Annotated in this window: 1 protein-coding gene and 1 pseudogene; both read right to left on the bottom strand. The window is 77.3% G+C overall.

Going from position 1 to position 1,158, the window contains the following annotated elements; translation table 11 throughout:
- The coding region (locus tag ACWEVO_RS36890) for a glutamate-cysteine ligase family protein (protein ID WP_452312006.1) at positions 1–584 on the bottom strand (584 nt) is incomplete at its 3' end.
- A gap of 164 nt (positions 585–748) precedes the next feature.
- Positions 749–1,158 (bottom strand): annotated as a pseudogene (locus tag ACWEVO_RS36885) (hypothetical protein); the annotation flags it as partial.

Raw genomic sequence — 1,158 nt, 5'->3', positions numbered from 1 at the left:
ACGGCGTGCGCGGCCGCCCACCGCTCGGCCAGCCGCTCGGGCTCGCCGGCGTCCAGGCAGACCTGAAGGCCCGCCGTGCTGTACATCATGGCCCGGCCCGCCGGCCCGCGCCGGTCGAAGACGCAGCGCATCGCCTGGTAGCGCGGGGTTTCGACGACCGGGCGGGGCGGCCGCCAGGGGTCCATCCCGGTGCCGCCGAGCACGAGGCCGGCGGCGTCCAGTGCGGCGCTCAGCTCGGCGATGTCGGCCGTGGTGGCCCGGATCAGCGCGGCGACCGACGGTCGCGGCGCGGAGGAGATCTCCACCTGCCCGCCGGGCTCCACGGTCACGGCGCCGCCGTGCCGGAGCCCTTCGGCGGGGCTCGTCGGGTCGATGGTCGGGGGGCTGTGTCGCCCCAGGGCCCGGCGCAGTCGCTCACGGTCGACCGGGCGGGTCGGGTCCGCGGCGTCGTGCACGGTCCATTCCAGCTCGACGCCGGTCAGCGTGGGCGGGCCGGTCTTGAAGCAGATCCTGGCGATGTGCCCGGCGGCCGAGGCCTCGTCCCGCAGGACGGTGGTCCGGTCCAACTCGGGTGACATCACCAAGAGACGGCTCCTCTCCCCCCGGGGGTGGCGACGGCTCCGTCGCCCCGGACGCCGGCACGGTCACCGGCGGTCGTCCGCAACCCCACCATCTTCTGTCTAGCAGACGGAATCCGCGCGCCCGGGGAGATGAATTTTTGTCCGGAATCCGGTTGCGCCGGGGCGGGTCAGCGGGCGGTGCTCGGCCTGCCGGTGGAGTGGGCCGGCGTGGCCGGGTTCTCGGCCGCGGGCGACCGGGTGGTCCGGGCGCTGGGCGAAGCCTTCGGGCCGGGCTCCGGCGCCAGCCGGGTGCAGTACGCCTCGACCTGGCCGGCACCGCCCGCCGCGGCGACCAGGTCGGCGAAGGCGGCCGACTCCAGCGCCTTGGCCCGCTGTCCGGCGGGCTTGGCCAGGTACGCCCGGCACAGGCCGGTGAGCTGCTCGACGGTGGCCGGCCGGCCCGCTCCACCCGTTCGCTCCGGGGTCGGCGGCGCGGCGGGGCCCGAGGTGCCCGGGCTCGGCGTACCCTGCTGCGACTGCGACGGGGAGCCGGTGCCGGCCGCGCCGGTGGTGCCCGCCGTGCTCGGCACGGGCGGCG

The sequence above is a fragment of the Micromonospora sp. NPDC003776 genome (assembly GCF_053605645.1).
This window is presented reverse-complemented; position numbering and strand designations above follow the sequence as displayed.